18 protein-coding genes and 1 tRNA gene are annotated in these 22,560 nt (G+C 48.3%); 6 read left to right on the forward strand and 13 right to left on the reverse strand.

Going from position 1 to position 22,560, the window contains the following annotated elements; all coding sequences use genetic code 11:
- From LQ567_RS05860 to LQ567_RS05870, 3 genes are all read left to right on the forward strand, one after another.
- Positions 1–273 (forward strand): acylphosphatase, encoded by a 273-nt coding sequence (locus LQ567_RS05860; protein ID WP_231003183.1) that lies wholly within the window; start codon positions 1–3, stop codon positions 271–273.
- A gap of 532 nt (positions 274–805) precedes the next feature.
- A complete protein-coding gene (locus LQ567_RS05865) occupies positions 806–1,072 on the forward strand; it encodes a hypothetical protein (protein ID WP_231003184.1) in 267 nt (88 codons plus the stop codon).
- 132 nt (positions 1,073–1,204) lie between these two features.
- Entirely contained in the window at positions 1,205–1,948 is a 744-nt protein-coding gene (locus tag LQ567_RS05870) for a 3-keto-disaccharide hydrolase (RefSeq protein ID WP_231003185.1), read from the forward strand.
- A gap of 114 nt (positions 1,949–2,062) precedes the next feature.
- Here LQ567_RS05870 and LQ567_RS05875 read toward each other — a convergent pair.
- Positions 2,063–2,135 (reverse strand) — tRNA-Gly (locus tag LQ567_RS05875).
- A 1,347-nt stretch (positions 2,136–3,482) separates the two neighbouring features.
- On the opposite strand from LQ567_RS05875, the gene LQ567_RS05880 reads away from it, so the two are divergent.
- From LQ567_RS05880 to LQ567_RS05890, 3 genes are all read left to right on the forward strand, one after another.
- The gene (locus LQ567_RS05880) at positions 3,483–4,070 is read left to right on the forward strand and encodes a hypothetical protein (protein WP_231003186.1); all 588 of its coding nucleotides are present in this window, start codon (positions 3,483–3,485) and stop codon (positions 4,068–4,070) included.
- Between the two features lie 18 nt (positions 4,071–4,088).
- Positions 4,089–6,245 (forward strand): cation:proton antiporter, encoded by a 2,157-nt coding sequence (locus LQ567_RS05885; protein ID WP_231003187.1) that lies wholly within the window; start codon positions 4,089–4,091, stop codon positions 6,243–6,245.
- Positions 6,246–6,411: 166 nt separating this feature from the next.
- Entirely contained in the window at positions 6,412–7,239 is an 828-nt protein-coding gene (locus tag LQ567_RS05890; protein ID WP_231003188.1) for an SMP-30/gluconolactonase/LRE family protein, read from the forward strand.
- A 164-nt stretch (positions 7,240–7,403) separates the two neighbouring features.
- On the opposite strand, the gene LQ567_RS05895 is transcribed toward LQ567_RS05890, so the two are convergent.
- From LQ567_RS05895 to rfbD, 12 genes are all read right to left on the reverse strand, one after another.
- Positions 7,404–8,444 (reverse strand): hypothetical protein, encoded by a 1,041-nt coding sequence (locus LQ567_RS05895; RefSeq protein WP_231003189.1) that lies wholly within the window; start codon positions 8,442–8,444, stop codon positions 7,404–7,406.
- Positions 8,445–8,542: 98 nt separating this feature from the next.
- A complete protein-coding gene (locus LQ567_RS05900) occupies positions 8,543–9,271 on the reverse strand; it encodes an EcsC family protein (RefSeq protein ID WP_231003190.1) in 729 nt (242 codons plus the stop codon).
- Positions 9,272–9,338: 67 nt separating this feature from the next.
- Positions 9,339–11,018 (reverse strand): sodium/sugar symporter, encoded by a 1,680-nt coding sequence (locus LQ567_RS05905; protein ID WP_231003191.1) that lies wholly within the window; start codon positions 11,016–11,018, stop codon positions 9,339–9,341.
- 187 nt (positions 11,019–11,205) lie between these two features.
- Positions 11,206–12,939, reverse strand: coding sequence for a sodium:solute symporter family transporter (locus LQ567_RS05910; RefSeq protein WP_231003192.1), 1,734 nt, complete (start codon positions 12,937–12,939; stop codon positions 11,206–11,208).
- A 116-nt stretch (positions 12,940–13,055) separates the two neighbouring features.
- Positions 13,056–14,558 (reverse strand): L-arabinose isomerase, encoded by a 1,503-nt coding sequence (araA, locus tag LQ567_RS05915; protein WP_231003193.1) that lies wholly within the window; start codon positions 14,556–14,558, stop codon positions 13,056–13,058.
- Between the two features lie 24 nt (positions 14,559–14,582).
- On the reverse strand, positions 14,583–15,278 hold the full coding sequence (gene araD / locus LQ567_RS05920) for an L-ribulose-5-phosphate 4-epimerase AraD (protein ID WP_231003194.1): 696 nt from the start codon (positions 15,276–15,278) through the stop codon (positions 14,583–14,585).
- Positions 15,279–15,280: 2 nt separating this feature from the next.
- The gene (locus LQ567_RS05925) at positions 15,281–16,951 is read right to left on the reverse strand and encodes a ribulokinase (RefSeq protein WP_231003195.1); all 1,671 of its coding nucleotides are present in this window, start codon (positions 16,949–16,951) and stop codon (positions 15,281–15,283) included.
- Between the two features lie 78 nt (positions 16,952–17,029).
- Positions 17,030–17,686: an HAD family hydrolase gene (locus LQ567_RS05930; RefSeq protein WP_231003196.1), complete on the reverse strand. Its 657-nt coding sequence runs from the start codon at positions 17,684–17,686 to the stop codon at positions 17,030–17,032.
- A gap of 232 nt (positions 17,687–17,918) precedes the next feature.
- Complete coding sequence (locus tag LQ567_RS05935; protein WP_231003197.1) at positions 17,919–18,887, reverse strand: glycoside hydrolase family 43 protein; 969 nt, start codon at positions 18,885–18,887, stop codon at positions 17,919–17,921.
- 47 nt (positions 18,888–18,934) lie between these two features.
- Positions 18,935–19,354, reverse strand: a complete 420-nt coding sequence (locus tag LQ567_RS05940) for an acyl-CoA thioesterase (protein WP_231003198.1) — start codon at positions 19,352–19,354, stop codon at positions 18,935–18,937.
- Between the two features lie 120 nt (positions 19,355–19,474).
- The gene (locus LQ567_RS05945) at positions 19,475–21,532 is read right to left on the reverse strand and encodes a protein-disulfide reductase DsbD family protein (RefSeq protein WP_231003199.1); all 2,058 of its coding nucleotides are present in this window, start codon (positions 21,530–21,532) and stop codon (positions 19,475–19,477) included.
- Positions 21,533–21,688: 156 nt separating this feature from the next.
- Positions 21,689–22,558, reverse strand: coding sequence for a dTDP-4-dehydrorhamnose reductase (gene rfbD / locus LQ567_RS05950; protein ID WP_231003200.1), 870 nt, complete (start codon positions 22,556–22,558; stop codon positions 21,689–21,691).
- Positions 22,559–22,560: the final 2 nt, after the last annotated feature.

Here is a 22,560-nt window from a genome sequence, read left to right on the forward strand (position 1 = left end):
ATGAGCACAAAAAAAATCATTGTAACCGGAGCCGTACAAGGCGTTTTTTTCCGTAAAACGGCAAAGCAACAGGCCGATATTATGGGAATATTGGGATCCGCACAAAACCAGTCAGACGGCTCTGTACTTATTTACGCGTATGGGGACGCAGAACCGCTGCAACGGTTTATTGACTGGTGCAGACAGGGACCAGCCGGTGCAAAAGTAGAAAACGTAACGGTAACCGATGTTCCCGAAACGGAGGAATACCGGTGGTTCGAGATCCTCGGCTAGCCCTTTGGCCGTTCATGCATCCGCAGCATATGCGCCTATGACTGCTTCACGGTACGGCGATAATGCGTTCTACCACCTCCGGTGTTTTAAATCATTTCCTGATGCACCGGTGCCACGCCCCTTTCATTCCTTCGGAATTGAAAAATAACCGGAACAGGATGTTGCATTCAAAGAACTGCACCGCTGTGGCTATAATTTTATCAGTGCCGAATAAAAGCCTCAGCCGGTTTTTTGCTAGCTTTCAATATTTAAAACCCAAAATCTGCACATCTGCGGCTATATCCTTATCAGTTGCTCGAATAAAAGCCTCAGCTGGTTTTTGCTAGCTTTCAATATTTAAAGCCTGAAATCTGTGTATCTGCGGCTATATTTATCATCCTTACCGCAAACAACACCGCATTAAGCAATCGTGCCGAAGCGCAGCTTTACCAGCCGTTTAAACCGTTTTGCTTATCTTTGACCAGGCCCTTTCTAAATTGCCTGTTCTAAAGGCCCGGGTAGCATCAATATTGAAAACATCAAAATTCATCCGATGATCACAAAAGAAATCACCATCCGGAACAGCAGTATCGGCACCCTCCTATTAACGGAACTTCAATCAAAAGCCGAAGCACTAAATATTACCGGCACCCTGAAGATCGATAAGCAACGTACCATTACAATGATCGCCTCCGGTAATAGAAACGACCTGGAGTCTTATATTACCTGGTGTGAGGCTACGGCAACCGGGCATGGAACAACCATTGCGGCCATCCGGGACCAGGCATTCAAAGCCTTTTACAATTTTTCGCGGGTGTGATGCGCTCTTCGCTACCATTGATACCCTGTCCCTGACCGGTAATCATTTTCCGTTTGAAAAAATATCCGGACGGCGCTTTACTTCTCATCGATATTATGTAAGTTGCTGCTTATTTAATCAATTTTCTTATACATGAAAAAGCAACTCTATGTAGCGTTTGCGGTGCTCTGTGCCGGCCATTCCCTGTATGCACAAAACGGCGACCCAAAGATCACCGAAGTATGGAATCCGGAACCCAGGATCGTAACCCCTGGTGCCACAAGCGCAGATGCTCCATCCGACGCTCTTGTGCTCTTTGACGGATCCGGTCTTTCGAACTGGGAACGCGCAGACGGGAAAGGGCCTGCAAGCTGGAAACTGGACAATAAAGCCATGACGGTGGTAAAAGGATCCGGTGCCATCCGCACCAAACAAAGCTTTGGCGACTGCCAGCTCCATGTTGAATGGCGTTCGCCAGCAGAAGTGAAGGGTGATGGCCAGGGAAGAGGAAACAGCGGCATCTTCTTAATGAGCAACTATGAGCTGCAGGTACTGGACAGCTATAAGAACCGCACTTATAGCAACGGCCAGGCGGGCAGCATCTATAAACAACTGATCCCGCTGGCCAATGCCGCCCGTAAACCCGGAGAATGGCAGACCTACGATATCATTTTCATTGCTCCCCGTTTTAATAAAGACAGCACGCTCAAATCGCAGGCCCGGATCACCGTGATCCATAACGGGGTGTTGGTACAAAACAACGCCGCTATCCTGGGAGCCACGCAGTATATCGGCATTCCCCAAAATACATTTCACAAAGAAAAAGAGCCCATCATCCTGCAGGATCATGGCGACCCGGTAAGCTTCCGGAATATCTGGATCCGTGAACTGGAGTAACTAAAAGATTCCGCAATTACCTTTTAAATATAGCCGGGTGCTCTTTGTGTATGAGCCCCGGCTATATTACATTAAAGCGCGAAATGAATTCGATGAGAAAAAATCTTCATCCGGAGCGGAAGACGGGACTCGAACCCGCTACCTGCAGCTTGGGAAGCTGCCGCTCTACCAGGTGAGCTACTTCCGCTTACAAGAAGCAATAAATCTACTGAAGTTGTTTAAGTTTTTCAAAAACCGGGGCTTATTAAAAAAGCATATACATACAGGGTAACAATCGCGGCCTCCTGTTGATATGCCCTTGTAAAGCATTGTCCGCCCGGCAAACGGCCACTGCACCGGACCAGGTTGTTCCTGCTTAAGGAAAAATGTCAGGGTATCATGAGCGCCCTGGTAAACACAGCGCGTCCGGCATCAGTTGTCATTTACAAAGGGAGGAACAGGAAGAAGGCGATCGGGTGGTTGATACGTTCCGCCTTCTTCCTTTATTACGATGCGGGTTCAGCAAAAACAATGAAGCGCACCGATTTCGCTTTATAAAGCGGTGTTGCATTTTTGAATGCTGTTTTTTAGTTTTTGGACCTTGGATGCTGAGCCTTATTTTTTGACCAATGCCAGGATGACATAAAATCCTCATTTTTTGTTTTTTCTGAACCTTGCAACCATTGGCGGCTCAATTGATTTCCTATAGATCTCAGGCCGATTTTAAGGCAAGATAACGACCCGCTTACCACCCATTCGACAGGAAATACTCAAACGGCACAAAGGAGGCTTAAATTGCCTTATTTTACTTCAAACTATTTTTTCTGTATCCTTTGTATATCGTTTGTATATCCTTTGCATATCGTTTCTGTATCCTTTCTATATCCTAGCTGTATCCTAGCTGTATCGCTCGTATATCACTTTTTTGAGATGGCAGGGAATGATTCCGGGGACGGTTTTGCCAGAATGACAGGCAAAAAACAGACAATTTCAATACGTCTATCCGGGATGCGCATAGCGGGATGTACGCCGTTAAAAATGGATTCCCGGTTCTGTATCGTAGTGACTATGTTCTTTTCAGATAGCCATCTGTATCCCGCTTGTTGCAGATCCCGTCACCGTCCCTTTAGACTGTATCCGCAACCGACCAACCATTTTTCTACAACCCGAGGCTGCAGCTGGCCCACTTAATCATTATCAGCAATACCACCAATCCCTACAAAGGCATCAGCGAAACCGATATTCGCCTGCAGGCACAACCAACCAGCGTTCAGCTTTCAGCCCTCATAAGCGTGAATCGTTTTATATGTTTGAAAAATTCCGGGGTCTCTCTGTTTATGTATCTTCAAAAGGCAATGGTGAACAGGCAATGGATCTGCGCGCATGCAACAGATCCCAACCCGGAACCTCGTTAGATTTGAAGATGTGAAAATATGAAAATGAAATCGCACATCGCGTATGAAACGTAACCTAACCTGAAACGCTGAACCTGAAACAGCTTTGGCTTCCAGCGTTTTTTTTCTACCTTAGCAATACTGCATCCAAATTTCTACATATGAAACAACCCTTTATCATTGGTATTTGCTTGTTAACACTCTGTTTATACAGCTGTGGCTTTGAAGAGCGAAGAAAACAGCTGGATGACCGGGAACAGGCACTGAACCTGCGCGAGCAGGCCGTAATGCTAAAAGAAAAGGAAGTCAAACTAAAAGAAGACAGCCTTAAAAAATTTGCCGCTCAAATAGATTCCGCCAGCCATTTGCCGGTAATACAAGGCGTTCCCCTGCCCGACTCGCTGGCGGGCAGCTGGAATGTGGCGATGGTTTGCACCCAAACCAATTGTTCCGGTTTTGCGGTAGGCGATATCCGTAAGGAAACATGGCTTATTGCCGGAAATGGAACGGCTGTAACGGTACGGGCCATGCAAGGCGATAAGCTGATCCGCGTTTACACCGGAACCTTCACCGGCACTGATCTGAAACTTTCTACTCCCGAATCCGAAACGGCCCAACCCTCGGCTTCAATGGCAGTAGCACTAAAAGTGGATCAGCGGAACAAACTAAGCGGCCAGCGGCTGATCACCCAGGCAGATGGTTGCGAAACCACGTTTAAAGTAGACCTGGATAAATTGAAGAATCCCTAATCTTAACAATTTCCGAATATGCTGTTAAGTATTCTTGACACTACACTGCCGGTTACCGATCCCATATTAAGATACCTGATCGTGATCCTGATCGTGTTGCTGGCGCCGATCCTGCTGAATAAATTAAAAATCCCCCATCTTATCGGGCTGATCATTGCCGGTGCACTTACGGGTCCCAACGGGTTTGGCATACTGGACCGTGACAGCAGCATCGTGGTTTCGGGAACCACCGGGTTACTTTATATTATGTTCTTAGCCGGCCTGGAGATTGACCTGATCGAGTTCAAAAAAAATAAATGGAAGAGCATTACCTTCGGCATGTATACGTTTTGTATCCCGATGATCATTGGCACGCTGGGCAGTTATTACCTGCTGCACTTTAACTGGATGACTTCCATCCTGCTGGGCAGCCTGATCTCCTCGCACACCCTCCTTGCCTACCCCATTGTTAGCAAACTGGGCGTTGCCAAAGACCGGTCGGTAAACATCACCGTAGGCGGCACCATGATCACCGATACACTGGCACTGCTGGTACTGGCCGTTATTGTGGGCATGACCAAGGGGAAGGTTGATACGGCTTTCTGGCTGCGGCTTACCCTGTCCATTATGGCCTTCGGGCTCATTGTATGGTTCCTGTTTCCGGTTATTGGCCGGTGGTTTTTTAAAAAAGTAGAAGACAAGATCTCACAGTTCATTTTTGTGCTGGTGATGGTATACCTGGGTGCCGTGCTGGCCGAGCTCGCAGGCGTGGAAGGTATTATCGGTGCGTTCCTTTCCGGACTTGCATTAAACCGGCTGATACCGGCTACATCACCACTCATGAACCGGGTGGAATTTGTGGGCAACGCGCTCTTCATTCCTTTCTTCCTTATCAGTGTGGGGATGCTGATCGATTTTAAAGCCTTTGTAAAAGATACCGAAACCATAAAAGTAGCCGCCGTGCTTACCGTTGGAGTGATCGTGGCAAAATACCTGGCGGCTCTGGCCACGGCTAAAACCTTCCGGCTCAACAAGCCCCGGCTGCAAGTGATCTTTGGGTTGAGCGTGGCCCAAGCCGCTGCAACCCTTGCCGCCGTAATGGTAGGGTATAATATCATTATTTCTGAAACCCCGGACGGGGAACCCATCCGTCTGCTGAACGAAGCGGTGCTCAACGGGTCCATCCTGGTGATCCTGATTACCTGTACGCTGGCTTCATTAACGGCTCAGAAAGGCGGACAGGAACTGGCAAAGGAAACCGGCGGCGGAGCGGAAGAACGCAGCAGCAATAATGAAGACGGCGAAAAAATAATGATCGCCACCAACGCACTGGACAAAACGGAGCATCTTGTACAACTGGCTCTTTCGATCAAATCCGCCGCAAATACAGACCAGGTATATGCCCTGCACATCATTAATAAGCAGGATGCCCCGGACGAATCCGACCGGGCCGGAAAGAAAATGCTGGAACTGGCCGTGCATACCGGTGCCGCGGCCGATGTAAAAGTTACAGATATCCTGCGCTATGACGATAATATCATCAATGGTATCACCGGTGAACTGAAAGCCAATAAGATCTCCGATCTTATCCTGGGCTATAGTACCAAACCGTATAATTCAGTGAAGAGCTTTGCACTCATCAACGGTATCCTCGACAATGAAAAGATCACCATGTATGTGTACAACCCCGTGCAGCCCCTGTCTACAATAAAAAACAATGTAGTGGTCATTCCTCAACATGCAGAGCGGGAAGCAGGGTTCTTTTACTGGCTGTCGAACTTATGGACACTTGCCAAGCATTGCGGTGGTGGTGTAAAGTTTTTTGCACCCGCAAACATCGAGCCGCTGTTACAACGGCTTAATGAAAAAAATCCCATCGAATATCGTTTCACAGCCTTTACGAATTGGGAAGACCTGTTGATCCTTGCCCGGGAGATCGATAAAAATGATCTGCTTACGGTGGTGCTGAGCCGTCCGAAATATCCTTCCTACAATCAGCATATGGACCGCATCTTTACATATCTCGACCGGTATTTCCGTTCGGGAAACTTCCTGCTCATTTATCCGATACAGGTAAAACCGGCGGATGTGGATGATTTTTATACCAGCGATCACCAGTTCCTCAACCCTACCATGGACCTGGAAGGGCTTGGGAAAGATATCGGACGGATCTTTAACCGCGAGCGGCAGGATTAAATATCTTATGCCGGAAAACAGAATAGTGTCCCTGTTTTCAGCTGCGTCTTACAGGTGGTATGTCCCAACGCCGGATGCACCCGCAGTTCCGGCCATCTGATCTCCGAGGGACAGGTATTCCCGAACCAGCTTTTTTTAACTATCTTCACTCCTATAATCTTCAGATATGAAACCTGCACTTTTTTTCCTGTCTATCCTGGCCGTCGGCTGTTCCTTAACCGGATATGGACAGCATACTATTGTTCAAACATGGCAGACCACGGATTCCATACCGGTTCCGGAATCGGTATTACCGGCGTCCAATAAAAACGAGTTGTATGTATCGCTCATTGACGGCAAGGGTACGGAGAAGGATGGTAAAGGTGGCGTAGGTATTCTTTACAAAGATGGAAGGGTTAAAAATCTTAACTGGGTTACCGGGTTAAATGCACCCAAAGGAATGGCCCTGTACAAAAACCGTTTATATGTGGCAGATATTACAGACCTGGTGGTGATTGATGTAAAAAAAGCACAGGTGCTCCAAACCATTCCCATTCCCGGGTCGGTTTTCTTAAATGACGTAACCGTAGATAAAAAAGGAACGGTATATGTATCGGATACCCGTGAAAACAAGATATATAAAGTAACCAATCATCAGCCGGAGGTATACCTGGAGCAGGCAACCAGTGCAAACGGGTTGAAATCGATCGGCCCCGATCTTTACGTACTGGCCGGAAAAGAATTATGGAAACTGGATCCGAAAAAAAATAAAATAGTCATTGCTTCCGGTTTTGAACAGGGCGGCGACGGGCTGGAACCCACTGGTGACGGTGGTTTTATCGTTACCTGCTGGGCAGGGCTTATTTATCATGTATCCTCCACGGGAGCCATTCATAAAATGCTGGATGTACAGGGCCGCATGAATACGGCAGACCTTGCATACGAAGCATCTTCGAAAACCCTATATGTTCCTACGTTTAACAACTATAGTGTGGTGGCTTTTGAATTGAAATAGCGGGCCGGGATGACGGAGGCAGGACTTCCTTCTTTTCGACGGAGGCAACGCGTAACGGAGCAATCCCTACGTCACCACCATTACCAAACAGATCTTATCACTGTTTCTCTTGCAGATTCATAGAGATCCCTCCGCTGTAGCCGGAGTGACAATGTGCTTTGCGGCTACTGGTATTGAATATAAACCGGCCGGGGCTTAAACTGGAGTAATTCCTGGGGCGTAAACAAACCGGTACTGCCGCGCTTCAGGTCATTTTTATAAAACAGTTTAAACCCGGTAAACTGTACCGGCTGGCGGTATACAAAAGCATTATAGGTTCCGGTTTTCAATGCTTTGCTGCCCCATCCGTCCATATCGATCACCACCTGTACTTCGGGTACTTTCTTAATTGTTTTATATCCTGTTACCATATCATTGGTAAACCGGTGTATGACCAGCACCTTCGGCGGCAGCTGGTTGTCCCGCACGATTTCCGCCAGGTAGTCGATCACAAAATTAATATCATCCGCATCAAAGGTTCCGATCTTACTTCCCGGCGTTGCACCATCCTTCATCGAAAATTCGGGGTCAATGCCCAGGTGGAAACCCGGCAGTTTAAAATATTTTTCAAAGCGGGGAATCTCCTCCTGAAGCGTGCTCTGCCCTACCTGTACATCTATAAACGTAAGCGCTCCGATTTCCTTTGACCATTTTAACACCGTATCTATTTGATGAAACGGCATGCGCAACCGGTACTTTCCATCCCTGCCCGGCGTACCCTGCGCCGTTACCGCAATATAATGCAGGGCCGGAAGCACCGGTGTTCCGGGATCTGCTTTTTCCCATTTAGATACTTCTCCTTTTAATTTCTGAAGCATTGCTTTCCTGGGCAGTTCCCCCAGGATACCCATTCCTTTTGAATAAAGATTGCCATAGTAGGCAATGACCCTGTTAAACGGAAACACCGCGCCAGGCAACGGGTACGGTGCTTTCACCGGCCACCTGCCGGAAGCATCGCCATTGGCCATCAGCTTCATCCGGTTATTATATCCCGCAGTATCTAAAACGGCCGCAACCGCCTGTGCTGCGGGAGGAGCTTCCGGTTTTGCAGCCGCAGCGGCCTTTTGTATAACGGCCGTAGGTTTCTCCTGCGAATCGGAAGTTGTACAGGCCACCAGGCAGGCACTGATCAGCAGTAACTGGATGCATTGAATACGTTTTACCATACATAACTGTTCAATCATAAAGATAGGTTTCATTAACAACAGCAACCGGCATGTTTCTGTTAAAATGGCTTCAGGATGTTTTAAGCATCCGCCCCTGCTCAACCCATACCTTCCGTCAATATCCGCATACGATAGGCATTCATCGCGGTTGTTCCAAGCTTTTTTACCAGTCCGTAGTTAGCAATAAAGCCTACAGGGGCACCTATTACCGGCAAGAGCTGTGCCATTTTTGCCAGGTCGATATAATCGCGGTACTCCTGCTGAAAACGCCGCCAGTCAAACGCAGCAACGTCTGCCGGCATCTGCTTCATTTTTGCATCCCAGTCTTCCATCTTCCGGTATACGGCATTGCGATGCTGTGCACTTGAAAATGCCAGCTCAAAAATATGCAGCAGGTATACCCGTTCCCTGTAATCTTCAAGGTCTATTCCATATAATGAAGCAATTTCATACAATAATTTCAGCTTCAGGGCCAGCAGCAGCGGAAAATCCGCCAGTCCCATCAACAGACCGCCGGCACCCGTTACCCCCCCTTCCACTGCAGCCGTATTCCGGTAAAACTTTATTTTTTCCTTTATCAGCTGTTCCCTTAAAATAAACGGGGCCTCCTTCAGTGGCTTTGCGGTGGTATGTTTGGCACCGAACAATACAGCACGGATCATCTGGCGGATCACGGCCGTAATTCCTTTATGAATTTTTTCCGGTATCAGCGTATTGATCTTATCCTGGGTCTTTTTTGAAAGGCGGTTAAAAAGACCCGGAGCCCGCTGCATCTCCAACTGCCAGCGTTTTACCTCGTTGAAGGCGATCTGTTCATATTGGTTCATAGTCCTTAAATTAAAAAGAGCAGGGAACAACCTGCTCTTATTTAAAACAACTAAAACAAAATAAAGGTTACCAGTATGCAGAATACAAGGCTACCAGCATGGCTACGATAATCAGCGATCCAACGGCAAAACCTGTGGAGGTTTTAAACATACGGGTGTCTACGTCAAGTCCTTTAGACACAATACCTCTTTTATGCTGGTAAATACTGATAAAATACATGCCGATGGCGCAAATCAGGAATACGATCACCATCCGGTCCATAAACGGAATTTCGTAAACGCCGGCTCCGTTTGGTACCGACCAGCCAAACTGATACAGGGGCGAAAGATCTACCCAGCCCGGCAGGAATTTCAGAAGAACGGAAGCAATAAAACCACCGATGGTTGCAAACAATGCGGCACTGGAAGTGGTTTTTTTCCAGAAGAATCCGAAAATAAACATGGCAAAAATACCCGGTGATACAAAACCGGTGTATTCCTGTATGTACTGGAATCCCTGTTTTCCCTCACCCATCAGCGCATCGCCCACCACCAGGGACAGCAATACCGCAAACAACATGGAAACCACTACAGATATCTTTCCCACGTTTACCAGGTTGCGCTCACTGGCATTGGTATTAAATACTTTTTTATAGATATCCAGCGTAAAGATCGTGGCAATACTATTAGCCTTACCGGCAAGAGAGGCCACAATGGCGGCCGTTAGTGCGGCAAAAGACAGTCCTTTAAGTCCGGCCGGTAACAAAGAAATGAGCGCAGGGTATGCTTTATTGGGATCCTGCACTCCCGTAGTAGTAAGCAGCTGATCGGGAGTAATGCCGCCCAGGTTCTCTTTTACAATATAATATACGGCAATACCCGGCAACACCACGATGATGGGCATCAGCATTTTCAGAAAGGCTGCAAACAGCAACCCCTTACGGGCCACCGGCAGCGAAGCGCCTAACGCACGCTGGGTGATATACTGGTTACATCCCCAATAACTCAGGTTTGCGATCCACATACCGCCGATGAGTACGCTTAAGCCCGGCAGGTCGATATAATTGGGATTATCTTTTTTAAAGATCAGGTGAAAATGCTCGGATGCCTTGGACTGTAATACATTAAAACCGGCACCGATACCCTTTCCGCCAGAGATGAGGTTTAAGGCAATATAGGTAGCCACCAGGCCGCCCAGCACCAGGAAAAATACCTGTATCACATCGGTAAAACCGATCACCTTCATTCCTCCCAATGTAATTACGATTGCAAAAATGGCCAGGGCCATAATACAAAATGTAATATTGATACCCGAGATACCGCTGATGGCCAGCGCGCCCAGGTACAGGATCGACATCAGGTTTACGACAATGTACAGCATCAGCCAGAACACCGCCATGATCATGGCCACTTTGGAATTATACCGCTGGCTCAGGAACTGCGGCATGGTAAAGATCTTGTTTTTGAGATACACCGGCATGAAGAAAACCGCCACGATGATCAGCGTGGCCGCCGCCATCCACTCATAGGCCGAAATGGCCAGCCCGAGTTTGAAACCCGATCCGCTCATCCCGATCATTTGCTCGGCCGAGATATTGGAAGCGATCAGCGATGCCCCGATAGCCCACCAGGTAAGCGAGCCCTCCGCCAGGAAGTAATCGTGCGATGCCGAAACGCTTTCCTGCCGCTTCTTGCGGTATACCCAATACCCGTAGGAAGCCACCACGATGAAGTAAATAAAGAAAACCAGATAATCTGAACCTTTCATATATACAAGTTTAATTCGTTAAAAGGAGCGCTAATATATTATTTTTAGCCCGATCCGAGGAAATATTTTAAAATTTCTAAAAAGACCGGCGATTCCTCAAAAAAATTGAAACCGAATAGCTTAGGAGCAAAAAAAAGCCGGACCAGGAAATCATTTCCCGGCCCGGCTCAAAAAATTTGAAGCCTGTTTACCAGAACCGCACGTACAAAGCGGCCAGTATCATTAACGTAATTACGATCAGCACAACGGTACGGGGCTGCACCTTGAACATCGATTTGTCGATATCAAATGCTTTGGGATTGTCTTTGGGACCTGCCAGACTGATGCCAACCATCGCCAGTACCGTAAAGAAAAAGGACCAACCCATATTGATCAGGAAGGGGATCTCCGTAATGGTATGCAATACCCCACCCTCCATTTTTTCGTAGGTAAAGGCCGTGTACAACCAGGTTTCCTTTCCAAAGATGCCCACAGCATAATTGTTAAAGAAAATGGCCAGCACAAATCCCAGGATCACCCCCACCAGCGCTGCCGTGCCCGTGGTCCGTTTCCAGAACATACCCAGGAGGAACATGGCGAAGACACCCGGGCTGATAAAGCCGGTGTATTTTTGGATGAAGGTAAAGCCTCCTTCCCCACCAATGCCCAGCAGGTCCGTCCAGGTAAACAACAGGGCAATTAGCATCGAAAGGATCACTACCCAGCGGCCGATGCGTACCGATTGCAGCTCGGTCATAGATTTGCTCAGGTATTTTTTATGCACGTCCAGCGTCCAGATCGTAGCGATGCTGTTTACCTTGCCGGCCAGCGATGCTACGATTGCCGCCGTAAGTGCTGCAATTGCCAGCCCTTTCAGCCCTGCCGGCAAAAAGCCCAGGATAGCCGAATAGGCACCGTCCTTTACGCCACTGAAGCCTGGCAGGTGATTGTTTTTATAAAGTACATACGCCGCAATCCCCGGCAGCATTACAATAATGGGCATCAGCAGCTTCAGGAACCCGGCAAATAAAATACCGGTACGGGCTGTTTGCAGATCGGCACCCAATGCCCGTTGGGTGATGTATTGGTTACATCCCCAATAGTTCAGGTTTACGATCCACTGCCCCGCAAAATACATGGCAATTCCCGGCAGCACTACATATTTCTGTACATTCAGGTTCTGGGGATGATCGATGGTCGTATGCGTAACCGAAGGTTTGTCCAGCATCAGTTTAAAATGATCGGGCGCCTGCTGCAATAAGGTTTTAAAACCGGCGATGGCACTGCCGCTGGCGGCACCGTTGAGGCGCATATCTACAATCTGCAGGGCCATATACACGGTGGCCAAACCGCCCAGGATCAGTACCCCTACCTGTATCACATCGGTAAAGCCAATCACTTTCATACCGCCGAGGGTAATGATCAGCGCCATCAATAATAATACGATCATGATCACATGCAGGTATTCGCCACCCAGCAGGGTATTGATGGCCACGGCTCCCAGGTACAAAATGGAAGTAAGGTTTACAAACACATACAGCAACAGCCAGAACACCGCCATGATCAGGGATACCGTTTGATTATAACGCCGGTTCAGGAACTGCGGCATGGTATAGATCTTATTCTTCAGGTACACCGGTATGAACCAAACAGCCACAATGATGAGGGCCACTGCGGCAATCCATTCATAAGCGGCTACGGCTACTCCTACAAAAAATCCCTCACCGCTCATCCCGATAAACTGCTCGGCAGATATATTGGATGCAATGAGGGAAGCCCCGATGGCCCACCAGGTAAGTGATCCTTCTGCAAGGAAATAATCATGCGACGCAGAAACGGCCGCCTTTTTCTTCCGGATATATACCCAGTAGCCATAGGAGGCTACTACTACAAAATAGATAAAGAATACCAGGATATCCTGCCAGGCTAAATTTTCTTTCATATTGTGCAAGTGTTATAAAAATAAAAAAGCATTTGAGCATCTGTTTATACCGTATGGCTGATCCTTACGTAACCGGTAGTACAACGATTTTTTTAAACGCTCTCAAAGCATACCGGTCAGTTTCTGTTGAGTTGATAATACACATCGCTCCAGCGCAATTCGTTTTTAAAATGATATAGATCTGTTTTTTGATTGATCAGTACACATTCGATTCCTGCAATGCCGGCAAAATCTTCCAGATGTTCGGCAGTAAGATTTTGCGAATAGCAGGTATGATGCGCGCCCCCTGCCAGGATCCAGGCCGCACAACCGGTATGCATATCCGGGTACGGCTTCCAGAACACCCGGGCCACGGGCAACTTTGGCAGGTCTTGCGATGGTGCCACGGCCTCCACCTCATTCACCAGTAACCGGAACCGGTTGCCCATATCCATCAGCGAGGCATTCAGCGCAGGACCGCCTTTTACATTAAATACCAACCGTACAGGATCTGCTTTTCCGCCGATCCCCAGCGGATGGATCTCGCAGGAGGGTTTACCGTTTGCAATACTGGAACAGATCTCCAACATATGCGAACCCAATACCAACGGTTCACTGGGGTCAAAATGATAGGTATAATCCTCCATAAAAGAATTTCCGCCTTCCAGGCCTGCCGCCATCGATTTCATCGCCCGCACCAACGCTGCAGTTTTCCAATCGCCTTCCCCGGCAAAGCCATATCCCTGCTCCATCAGGCGCTGTACCGCAATACCGGGTAACTGCACCATTCCATGCAGGTCTTCAAAAGTATCGGAAAATCCTTTAAAATCCCCCTGCTCCAGAAATTGTTTTAACCCCAGCTCGATGCGGGCAGCATCCAGCAGTGAACGGTATTGCCCACCGTCTTTTTTCAGCGATGATGAAACGTTGTAGGTATCCAGGTATACCTGTACCAGCGCCTCAGTGTCCGTTTCGCTTACCTGATTGATCACGGCTACCAGGTCGCCGATCCCGTGCGTGTTTACACTGTAGCCGAATTTGAGTTCGGCCTCCACTTTATCGCCATCCGTTACGGCCACGTAACGCATATTATCTCCAAAACGCACAAAGCGCGCGCCCTGCCAGTCGTGCCAGCCGATGGCCGCACGGCTCCATGCCGCAATACGATCCAATACCTTTTCATCTTTCCAGTGCCCTACTACTACTTTCCGGTGTTTATGCATCCGGCTTAGCATAAAGCCAAACTCGCGGTCGCCATGGGCCGATTGATTGGTATTCATAAAATCCATATCAATCGTGCTCCACGGTATATCGCGGTTGAACTGGGTATGAAACTGGAGTAAGGGTTTATGAAAAATCTTAAGTCCGTTGATCCACATCTTTGCAGGAGAAAACGTATGCATCCATGCAATCACCCCGATGCAGGACCGGTTAAAATTAGCTTCCGCAAACAGCTGTTGAATCTCTTCCGGTGTTTTTACCGTATCCTTCCAAACCAGCTTAACAGGTATTTTTGTGGTGGCGTTCATGTGCTGAACGATTTCCTGCGAGTGTGCCGCTACTTCTTTTAACGTATCCGCACCGTAGAGATGCTGACTCCCGGTTACAAACCACAATTCTAATGGCTCCAGATTGATCATGTTATATATTTTCGGTATTGTTGATTATTGTCCGTAATAGCTGTTGGGTCCGTGCTTGCGCTGATAATGCTTATCCATTAATGCCTTCTTCAGCAAGGGTACCTGCGGATTGATCTGCTCGGTGAGGTAAGCCATTTTTGCCACCTGTTCCAGCACCGCGCTGTTGTGCACCGCTTTGGCCGCATTTTTCCCCCATGTAAAGGGCGCATGATTGCCGATCAGGATCATCTCCACTTCCCGGTAATCCAACCCGTTCTCTTTAAAATGATTCAGTACCTGGTGCCCTGTTTCCACTTCATATTCCCCCTGTATCATGGCATCTTCCATCGGAAGTGCGCAGGGAATATTTACGATATTATAATCGGCATGGGTGGTTCCGTAAATCGGGATATGCCTTAGCGACTGGGCCCATGCCGTAGCGTAGGTAGAATGCGTGTGTACAATACCACCGATCCCGTTCCAGTGTTTATAAAGCACGGCATGTGTTTGTGTATCGGAGCTGGGATTCAGCATACCGTCTACTGTTTTCCCGTCGAAATCCACCACCACCATTTTCTCGGGTGTAAGGTCAGTATATGCAACGCCACTGGGTTTAATGGCAAATACCCCTTCCTGATGATCCGCCTCACTGGCATTTCCAAATGTAAAAAGTACCAGCCCCAGTTCGGGCAACTGCATATTGGCCTCATAGGCTTTGCGGCGGATCATTTCGTATTTCATGATTACAAATTGTTATGTTCTAAAAAGGCGCCTATCTTTTTATAGGTTTCCATCCGTTCTTTATAATATGCATGCCGCTCAGGATCCGGGAAATACTCTTTGTCAAATCCCTGCCCCATGGCCTTCATGGCAGCTGCTACCGTTGGATAAATGCCCGCAACCGTTGCGGCAAACATAGCGGCACCAATGGCACAGGTCTGTTCCGAACGGTGGATGCGGATCGGCATATTCATCACATCTGCCATTACCTGCATGATATAGGCCGATTTGCGCGCCACGCCGCCTACACCAATCAGTCCCCTGATGGGTACCCCTTCCTCTTCAAAACGATCTACAATTGCTTTGGCCCCAAAACAGGTCGCTTCTACCAGGGCTTTGAAGATCCCTGGCGCATCGCTTCCCAGGCCCAGCCCGGTTAATGCTCCATGCAACAGCTGGTTGGCATCCGGTGTTCTGCGCCCGTTCAGCCAGTCGATCGCAAAGGGATCTGTTGGTTCCAGGGGCAATGCCGCGGCGGCGGCGGCCAGTGCCGGCAATATCCGGCTTTCCAACTCATCTATCAATGCGGCGGAAGCAGCCTCAGACAATCCGCCGGTTTCTTTTAACAGCCGCAGCGGCCAGGCCAGTACATTTTTTAACCAGGCATATGCATCTCCAAAAGCACTTTGCCCGGCTTCCAGGCCAATCATACCCGGGATCACCGATCCCGTTACCTGTCCGCAAATACCCTTTACCGTTTTATTACCCGAAAGATCATCAGGAGGTACCACCAGCATATCGCAGGTAGAGGTTCCCATTACCTTGCTTAAATGATATGGTTCTATTTGTCCGCCTACGGCCCCCATATGTGCATCCATTGCGCCTATTCCAATCACTACGGCCGTAGTTAATCCCAGCCGTGCCGCCCACTCCGCACAGAGCGTGCCTGCAGCCTGGTCGGCGGCATAGGTTGTTGCGGGCAGATGAGCTACAAACCCGTCCAGCACCGGATCAAGTGTTGCAAAAAAATCATTGGGCGGAAAACCGCTAAAGGCTTCCGACCACAAGGCCTTATGCCCTGCGGTACACACGCCTCTTTTCAATTGTTGTATATCGCTTCCCCCGGTAAGCAGGAAGGGCAGCCAATCTGCATGCTCTACCCAACTTACGGTATGCGCACGTACCGCAGCGTCTGTTTTAAAAATATGTAACAGTTTGGCCCAGTACCATTCACTGGAATAAATGCCTCCCACATACTGGAGAAAATTGGTTTCGAACCGCGCGGCATGTTTGTTAATGGCTGCGGCCTCTGCAGTGGCGGTATGGTCCTTCCAGAGTACAAACATCGCGTTGGGATTGTCTGCAAATTCCGGAGACAGTGCCAGGGGCTGTCCTTTCTGATCAACAGCTGCCGGAGTGGATCCGGTAGTATCGATAGAGATGCCCTTGATAAGCGCAGCAACAGCCGGTCCGGCCTTATGAACACAATCTTTTATAGTGGCCTCCAAGCCCTCGATATAGTCCAGCGGATGTTGCCGGAACTGGTTTTTTGAAGGTACACAATACAGGCCCTGTTTCCAGCGGGGGTATTGAAATACGGCGGCGGCAATTTCTTCGCCGTTTAATGCATTCACAATAACGGAGCGTACAGAGTCTGTACCAAAATCCACCCCGATCACGTATGCTTCTTTCATTGACTACGATCGTTTAAAAGTTAAAAATACAATTTATTTTCAATAATTGTAGAAAGTACAATTATTTTTTCAACCGGGTTATAGCAGGGCCAACAGCCTTTCGTCGGTATAATCCGGTGCAAAAAGCAGGATATTTTCCTGCTGCCCGAATTGCTCCGGGCTATGCCCCGTGGTGAGAATGGCCGCATCCATCCCTGCGTTGGCAGCGGCTTCTGCCCCCTTTGGAGCATCTTCAAATACCAGACAGCCGGAAGGCGCTACCTCCAATAAGCGGGCGCAGCTCAGGAAGGTTTCGGGATCGGGCTTGCTTTTGAGCACATCATTGGCGGTTACCAGCGCCTTAAAATACGTGCGGATGCCCAGGCGGTCCAGCACAAAATCCACATTGAACGGGATGGCCGCCGTACCAATCGCCATGGGAATACCTTTTGCGGCGGCGGCCTCCAAAAAGCTGTGAAGCCCGGGCAACAAGGTTAAATGAGGCAGATAGGCCTCCTGGTAAAGTTCTTCCTTACGCAGAGAAAGCGCCTGTTTCTCTGCTTCCGTAAACCGCTCCGGACCAAAAATCCGGTCGAGCAGTTCACTGTTTTTACCATACATATGACTGCTGACCGCTGACCGGCTCATGCCGGCGCCCAATTCCTGGTTCAGGATCCGGAACCAGGCTTCTTCATGAAAGGCCATATCATCGATAATAGTGCCGTTCAAATCAAAAATAAATGCTTGATATCTCATTGCTTTAACGTTTCAGCATGTAAGATACACAGAAATCCGGAGTTTGTTGTAGCCCTAAAAGTGTAAGCAATCGTGCCTGGCAACGACCGCCGGTTTATGATCATCCGGAGCCTGCCAGCCTGCAGCCGCCCGGTCGCCGGATCTGCCACGCGGTTACATATATGAATGCTGAAACAGCCAGCCCGTCCGGAACCAGCCGGACCAACCTGTAATTGCGCATAACGTAAACGAATCAGAGCGGGTGCCGGCGTACTCCTTTTTTGGTTAATACAACCGGTTGTATAGATCCATCCTTATTGAAATAAAGATGTTCAATGCAGGTTTCGCGGGAGTTCCCATCCTTTTCCGTAAGCGGGCGGCGATGATATATAATATACCATTCATCCTTGCCGGGAACCTGTATCACCGAATGATGCCCTGCCCCGGTGGCAATGTCCGGGTCCTGTTGTAATATCTTCCCTACCCGCCTGAACGGTCCCAGCGGGGAATCGGCTACGGCATAGGCCACGCTGTAGTCCGGGCCCGTCCATCCGCCTTCAGACCACATAAAATAATACTTCCCGTTACGGATAAACATTACCGGGCCTTCTACATACTTTTCGGGTGTGATCTCTTTAAATGTACTGCCATCCTTAAAGGGTATAAACCCGGTAAAATCATCTTTCAACCGGGCAATATTACAATGCCTCCATCCGCCGTAGATGAGGTAGTAAGCGCCATCCTTATCTTTAAATACAAACTGGTCAATGGGCTGTGCCCCGTTATGAAACCGGTCTACCAGCGGATGACCGAGATAGTCCTTAAAAGGCCCTTCCGGTTTTGATGCCACGGCCACACCGATGCCGCCTGTTTGCTGGTCATTCTGAATATCATTGGCTCCAAAAAACAGGAAGTACTGATGCTTCTTCTTTATAATCGCCGGTGCCCAAAGTGCGCGCCGGGCCCATTTCACAGCGGCTGTATCCAGGATCCGTTCATGCTTTTTCCAATGCACCAGGTCGTTGGAGGAAAATGCATCCATAAATACCTGCTTATGATACGGCGCAGAAAAAGTGGGATAGATCCAATAGGTCTTGTTAAAGATCACCCCTTCCGGATCGGCATACCAACCGGGGAAAAGCGGGTTACCGGAATATTGTTCCTGTGCCTGTACAACAGTGGTTGTAAGGATCCATGCCAGCAGCAACATCTTTTTTTTCATATGCATTCTTTTAAAGGAACTCCGTGCCTGAAACCGGCTCGGGTCGCTTATTTCAGCAATCGTTCGGCCACAAAGGTAATGGCTGTTTTGCCATGCGGTGCCGGTTTTCCGTTTTTATCGAGGTTCACAAAAACCATCCGGTCAATGGAAAGAATGGGTTCGTGGGTCATTTTATTTCTTACTTCGCAACGAAGCGTAAGGGATGTATTCCCGAATTTGGTGGCCACGATACCGATCTCGATGATATCGCCCTGGCGGGGAGCCGCTATAAAATTGATTTCGGAGATGAACTTGGTAACCACATGCGTATTCTCCAGCTGGATGATGGCATACAGCGCCGCTTCTTCATCGATCCATTGCAGGAGGCGTCCGCCAAACAACGATTGGTTCGGGTTCAGATCCTCCGGTTTCACCCATTTACGGGTATGAAACCGCATTTCATGTTCACTATATAATTTATCGTCCATAATAACTAACCAGCAGCTGATTAAAAAAATTTATTTACCAGCACCCTTACAGCACTGCAGTCCTATAACCCAATGTGCTTCCCGGGCAATGTCAATATACGATAATTTCTTACTGCAGCCTCAGGTGTTTCTTTTTTTATATTCCGCAATCACCTTTTCCAGGTGGGCTTTAAAGCGCCCTTTCAGATCAGGAAGGGCATCATAGGGAAATCCATCGGGCACCAGGCGCTCTTCCTTTCCATCGAGGAAGAAGTAAAAGGGTTGGGTATTCGACCCGAAACGGGATACCTGTATATCGGTATTCAGCTCGCCCAGGGTCTCAATCTTTTTACCAAGATCTTTCGACACATATTGTTCGGCCTCGGGTATATCCACATCATTGTGCACATCCACAAATAAGGAAGCGATCACAAATTCTTCTTTTAACAACTTCATTACCGCCGGGTCACTCCAAACCTGGGCTTCCATTTTGCGGCAATTCACACAATTGATCCCTGTAAAATCAAGCATTAATGGTTTTTTCAATTTACGGGCCACCTCCAATGCCTCTTTATAATCGAAGTAGGTGATCAAGCCGTTATTAACCACAACATCCGGCTCATTCTTTTTCATGATAGCCGCATATTTCACGGGTTCAGGTAATCCGTCTGTATACTGGGCTGTGCTTCCGGCATGGCCGCCCTGTCCTGTAAGCGATTTTAAATTTACACCCGAGGGCAGGTCATCGGCGTTGAAATCCTGGGTACCCATCGGTGGCAAAAATGCTCCCAGTCCTTTCAAGGGCGCACCAAATAATCCGGGAACGAGGTATACCACCATAAAGAAAGAAGCGATCGCAAACGATAACCGGGTTACGGTAAGGTATGGAAGACCAAAATCATTTTTGGGCAGCTCATCATCGTGTTTGAATTTCAGTTTCCCTAACAAATACAGGCCGAGCAGCAGGAAGATCACCACCCACAGGGCAATAAATATTTCACGGTCCAGGATCCGCCAGTTCTTGGCCAGATCGGCATTGGAAAGAAATTTAAGCGCCAGGGCCAGTTCCAGGAATCCAAGCGTTACTTTAATGGCATTGAGCCAGCCGCCTGCTTTCCCCAATACATTTAACTTACTTGGGAAGAAAGCAAACAGGGCAAAGGGCAGGGCCAGGGCTAATGAAAAACCAAACATTCCTACCAATGGCCCAAAATAGTTTCCCCGGGAAGCTACTACGAGTAAATTACCAATGATCGGCCCTGTGCAGGAAAAGGAAACAATGACCAGGGTTAACGCCATAAAAAAGATTCCCCAGAAGCTTCCGGTACCGGCTTTACTGTCGGCCCTGGTAGACCAGGAACTGGGCAACGCAATTTCAAATGCTCCCAGAAAAGAAATACCGAAGATCACAAAAAGAAGAAAGAAAATAATATTGGCGATCCAGTTTGTAGCAAGATTGTTCAATGCCGCCGGACCAAAAATGAGCGTGATCAAAAAACCCAGCAGTGTAAAGATGATAATAATGGAAAGCGAATACAGAATGGCATTCTTCATGCCCTCTTCTCTTGTTTTGCTCCGCTTGGTAAAGAAACTCACAGTAACCGGTATCATTGAGTAAATACAGGGCGTGAGCAATGCCAGCAACCCGCCTGCAAACGCAGTTAGAAAAATCCAGAGCAGCGACTGATTACCGGCCGCGCCGCTTTTTGTACCGTTGATCGCTGATCCTTCCCCGGAAGCTTCCGTGTTCTTTACATAAAATTTAAACGGCTCTTCAAAAGAAGCAAACGCATCTCCCGCCAGGTACATGTATGTAATGCTTCCTTTTATAACCGCACTATCCCCTTTTTTCAGCGTTACAGCCTGGATCCATTGTAGGGAGTCTTTTGCAAACGAAACGGGCGCATTCAGTACGGGGTCCGTTTGAGAAACGAGGTTTCCCTTTTGAACGAGACTGTCCTTCAAATAGGATGCCGCCGCGCTGTCGAAAACAACGGCCGAAAAAGCATCCTTATTCTGAGGTGTCTGCAGCCCAAACAGTTTTACATCCGCCCCGGTTACATGGGCGGTAATGATCAAACGGATCTCGTCATTGCCCGCCGGCTGCCGGTCGTAGGAAAACCTTATTTTGGAGCTATCCTGCGCCGTTGCCAGTAAAAAGAGAAAAAAAAGAGGAAAGGCCAATAAGATCCGCTTCATACATTTTTGTTTAATTGTGAGATCAGCAAATTTATATAAACAAAAAACGTTAACAAATGTTACGAAACAGAAGGAGCGTTATTTACAGAATATTGAAAAGAAATAGCATTCCGGTTAAGAAGCACTAACAGGCACAAGCTTTTATGCAAAATATTCTCACTGAGTGAGTATTTTAATACATTCTGTTAAACTACCCAGCCAGTAGGGTGTGCTCACTTTATAGATTTCTTTTATCGACGTAGTGTCTAAAACCGAATAAGCAGGCCGTTTTGCGGGCGTGGGATATGCTTCAGACGGGATGGGCGTTATGACACAGGAGCTATGGATCGCTTCTTTTATGGCGGTTGCAAAGTCATACCAGCTGATCGCCCCCTCATTGGTATAATGATAGGTTCCCGGCACCCAACGGGCAGCAGCGATGATGTCTAAAATGGCATTGGCCAGATCTCTTGCATAAGTTGGTGCCCCAAACTGGTCGTTTACCACGCTGATGGCCGGCCGCTCCTGCATCAGCCGCAGCATTGTTTTTACAAAATTCTTTCCAAATGATGAATACACCCAGGCCGTCCGGATCACCACTGCATCTGTATATTGCCGGGCCAGCTGCTCCCCTTTTAACTTGGTAGCCCCATAAACACTAAGCGGATTTGTAACATCTCCCGGCTTGTAAGGTGTTGAAGCGGTACCATCAAAAACATAATCCGTTGAAATATGAATCAATTTTGTACTATAAACAGCACAGGCCCGGGCAAGTGCGCCCACGGCTGTGGCATTGGTGGCGGCAGCAATTTCAGCTTCCCCCGGTTCCTCTGCTTTATCAACCGCCGTGTAAGCCGCAGCATTAATGCAGTAATCCGGCCGGAATGCCTGAAAGTACTGCTGAATCGCAGCCTCATCCGTAACCGGCAGCCGGTCGCGACCGGCGAAATCGAATATCATTTGGCTATGTGCAGCTGCCATTTCCCTTAGCTCGCTTGCCAGCTGGCCGTTTGCTCCGGTTACTAAAACCCTAACAGACTGTTGCATGT

It is taken from the genome of Niabella pedocola, from assembly GCF_021044425.1.
Classification (GTDB): domain Bacteria; phylum Bacteroidota; class Bacteroidia; order Chitinophagales; family Chitinophagaceae; genus Niabella; species Niabella pedocola.

What these genes read in the sequence shown, in the direction of transcription:
- LQ567_RS05860 (WP_231003183.1), top strand. Translation starts at nt 1, where the DNA reads ATGAGCACAAAAAAAATCATTGTAACCGGAGCCGTACAAGGCGTTTTT.
- LQ567_RS05865 (WP_231003184.1), top strand. Translation starts at nt 806, where the DNA reads ATGATCACAAAAGAAATCACCATCCGGAACAGCAGTATCGGCACCCTC.
- LQ567_RS05870 (WP_231003185.1), top strand. Translation starts at nt 1,205, where the DNA reads ATGAAAAAGCAACTCTATGTAGCGTTTGCGGTGCTCTGTGCCGGCCAT.
- LQ567_RS05880 (WP_231003186.1), top strand. Translation starts at nt 3,483, where the DNA reads ATGAAACAACCCTTTATCATTGGTATTTGCTTGTTAACACTCTGTTTA.
- LQ567_RS05885 (WP_231003187.1), top strand. Translation starts at nt 4,089, where the DNA reads ATGCTGTTAAGTATTCTTGACACTACACTGCCGGTTACCGATCCCATA.
- LQ567_RS05890 (WP_231003188.1), top strand. Translation starts at nt 6,412, where the DNA reads ATGAAACCTGCACTTTTTTTCCTGTCTATCCTGGCCGTCGGCTGTTCC.
- LQ567_RS05895 (WP_231003189.1), bottom strand. Translation starts at nt 8,444, where the DNA reads ATGGTAAAACGTATTCAATGCATCCAGTTACTGCTGATCAGTGCCTGC.
- LQ567_RS05900 (WP_231003190.1), bottom strand. Translation starts at nt 9,271, where the DNA reads ATGAACCAATATGAACAGATCGCCTTCAACGAGGTAAAACGCTGGCAG.
- LQ567_RS05905 (WP_231003191.1), bottom strand. Translation starts at nt 11,018, where the DNA reads ATGAAAGGTTCAGATTATCTGGTTTTCTTTATTTACTTCATCGTGGTG.
- LQ567_RS05910 (WP_231003192.1), bottom strand. Translation starts at nt 12,939, where the DNA reads ATGAAAGAAAATTTAGCCTGGCAGGATATCCTGGTATTCTTTATCTAT.
- araA (WP_231003193.1), bottom strand. Translation starts at nt 14,558, where the DNA reads ATGATCAATCTGGAGCCATTAGAATTGTGGTTTGTAACCGGGAGTCAG.
- araD (WP_231003194.1), bottom strand. Translation starts at nt 15,278, where the DNA reads ATGAAATACGAAATGATCCGCCGCAAAGCCTATGAGGCCAATATGCAG.
- LQ567_RS05925 (WP_231003195.1), bottom strand. Translation starts at nt 16,951, where the DNA reads ATGAAAGAAGCATACGTGATCGGGGTGGATTTTGGTACAGACTCTGTA.
- LQ567_RS05930 (WP_231003196.1), bottom strand. Translation starts at nt 17,686, where the DNA reads ATGAGATATCAAGCATTTATTTTTGATTTGAACGGCACTATTATCGAT.
- LQ567_RS05935 (WP_231003197.1), bottom strand. Translation starts at nt 18,887, where the DNA reads ATGAAAAAAAAGATGTTGCTGCTGGCATGGATCCTTACAACCACTGTT.
- LQ567_RS05940 (WP_231003198.1), bottom strand. Translation starts at nt 19,354, where the DNA reads ATGGACGATAAATTATATAGTGAACATGAAATGCGGTTTCATACCCGT.
- LQ567_RS05945 (WP_231003199.1), bottom strand. Translation starts at nt 21,532, where the DNA reads ATGAAGCGGATCTTATTGGCCTTTCCTCTTTTTTTTCTCTTTTTACTG.
- rfbD (WP_231003200.1), bottom strand. Translation starts at nt 22,558, where the DNA reads ATGCAACAGTCTGTTAGGGTTTTAGTAACCGGAGCAAACGGCCAGCTG.